Origin of the sequence: Citrobacter sp. wls826, from assembly GCF_005281245.1 — a bacterium.
In the GTDB taxonomy this organism is placed as follows: domain Bacteria; phylum Pseudomonadota; class Gammaproteobacteria; order Enterobacterales; family Enterobacteriaceae; genus Citrobacter; species Citrobacter braakii.
In genome coordinates this window covers 86,703-88,958 of sequence record NZ_SZWS01000010.1, presented here as the reverse complement: position 1 = coordinate 88,958, position 2,256 = coordinate 86,703, and the positions used below count along the sequence as shown (strand labels likewise).

Sequence of the window (2,256 nt, the reverse complement as noted above, 5' to 3'; positions counted from 1 at the left end):
AAAGCCCGCCATTCAGGCGGGCAAAAGTTACCAATGCACACTTAACTTAAGCGACTTTCAATTGTTGAATTTTTTTCTCACGGCGAATTTTACGTTCTTCAAACACGGCCACGATGGCCATCAGGCAGATACAACCGATGGCGGCGGTATCCAGCGCGGCGAACGTGCCCGCCCAGCCGGTCAGACCGAAAATCGGCGTGCCGTCGGCAATCATCCCCAGACCCAGCTTGGCGAAGCTGTCACCAATCAGATATGCGAAGGTGCCTTTAATCCCATCGGCTGCGCCGATCGCTTTTTTCGGTACGAATCCGACGGCTGCAACACCGATTAACAGCTGAGGACCAAACACCAGGAAGCCCAGCGCAAACAGCGAAGCCAGATAGACATACTGGTTGCTGGCGTGCTGATAAACGCCCAGGGTCGCGATAATCAACGCCAGCGCCACGCAGGCTACCAGCGCACGACGACCGTTAGCCAGGTCAGAGAGCCAACCCCACAGTAACGTGCCGACCAACGCGCCCACTTCAAACAGGGTAAAACCCTGAATCGCCACCTCTTTGGAGAGCTTCAGCTCCTGGAAAGCGTAGACAGTGGACCACTGGTCGATACCGATACGCACCACGTACAGGAAAATGTTGGAGAAGCACAGCAGCCAGATCACTTTGTTTTTCAGCACGTATTCAACAAAGATCTGCCATTTGGTCATCTCATTTTCTTCAGTCTCTTTGTCCTCTTCGCTTATCTCCTCGCCGAACAGCTCTTCAGCTTTACCGAGGCCATAAGACTCCGGGGAGTCGCTGCCGTAGCGCAGGCCGATAAAACCGACAATCAGGGCGATAATCGACGGGAAGATAAACATACCAATGACGTGACCGTCGAACAGATAGTTGGCGCCAAACAGCGCCACGCCAGCCGCACCCGCACCACCGAGGTTATGGGAGATATTCCACATGCCGAGGTAAGAACCCCGCTTGCGACGCGGCGTCCATTTGGTGATGGTGGAATAGCTACACGAGCCACCGGTACTCTGGAAAAAACCGCTCAGCGCGTAGAAGGCGATCATCAGGAACAGGCTGGTTGAACCCGCCCCCATGCTGGCGCTGAAGCCGAGCATACAGATGGCGGAGAGGATCAGCATAAACGGCAGGAACTGCTTGGTATTTTTGCCGTCTGCGTAGTAGGAAACCAGCGTTTTACCCACGCCGTAGGTGATGGAGAAGCCCAGGCCAATCATTCCCAGCTGCGTCATGCTCAGCCCGTAGGTGGAGATCATGTCGTTCTGCGCGATGTTGAAGTTTTTGCGGATCAGATACATGGTCAGGTAGCCAATAAAGACCACCAGATAGGACTGCATGAACGGTTTGAACCACATTTTACGCCGCACATCGAGCGGCAGATCCAGGGTCGGCTTGCGTACCTGGTTTAGAAAGGCCAGCATTTGACACTCCCGAGCTAATTTTTATACCTGCGAATGGCAGGCATTGTAAAAATCAGCCGGGAGACGCGCCTGAGACAGCGTCCAGGTGAAACCGGGAAAATTTCTTAGTTTTACCCTACTCGGGGCAAAAAGGTGAGGTGCATCACGCTTCGTTGAGTTCGCGTGGAGCCTGGGCGTTCAAAAACGGCAGCAGCAGCAGCGCGGAAATCCCCGCCGCAATGGCGATCACCACAAAGAATCCGGTCCAGTGCCAGACCTCCATCACCTTCGCCAACGGCCAGCCGGAAAGCGATGCCCCCAGATAGGCAAACAGCCCGACAAATCCGGTTGCCGCGCCCGCTGCCTCTTTGTGCGAGCACTCCGCCGCCGCCATGCCGATCAGCATTTGCGGGCCGAAGACGAAGAATCCGGTGGTGAAGAAGCACGCCGCCTGCATCACGTAACTGGCGAACGGCATCAGCCACAACGAGCCAACGGAGAGCAAAATTCCGGCAGCGAAAATCAGGTTCATTGGACCGCGGTTGCCGTTAAACAGTTTGTCCGAGCCCCAGCCTGCGACCAGCGCGCCGATGAATCCGCCCAATTCGAACATGGTCACAGCGGTATTGGCGGTCACCAGATCCACGCCGAGCGTCTCCGACATATACAGATTGCCCCAGTCGTTGATGGCAGCGCGGACGACGTACACCAGCACGTAACACAGCGACAGCAGCCAGATATAGGGATTCAGCAATACATAGCGGGTGAGGATCTCTTTACGGCTCAGCCCTGCGCCTTCCTGCTGCTGGGCGATTTCCAGCTCATCATGGCGCCAGTCG

At 55.7% G+C, this 2,256-nt stretch carries 2 protein-coding genes; both read right to left on the bottom strand.

Annotation, left to right across the window (positions count from 1 at the left end):
- Nucleotides 1-46: 46 nt before the first annotated feature.
- Complete coding sequence (gene uhpT, locus FDW87_RS01000; RefSeq protein ID WP_003023929.1) at nt 47-1,438, bottom strand: hexose-6-phosphate:phosphate antiporter; 1,392 nt, start codon at nt 1,436-1,438, stop codon at nt 47-49.
- A gap of 142 nt (nt 1,439-1,580) precedes the next feature.
- The coding region (locus FDW87_RS21390) for an MFS transporter (protein WP_252362925.1) at nt 1,581-2,256 on the bottom strand (676 nt) is incomplete at its 5' end.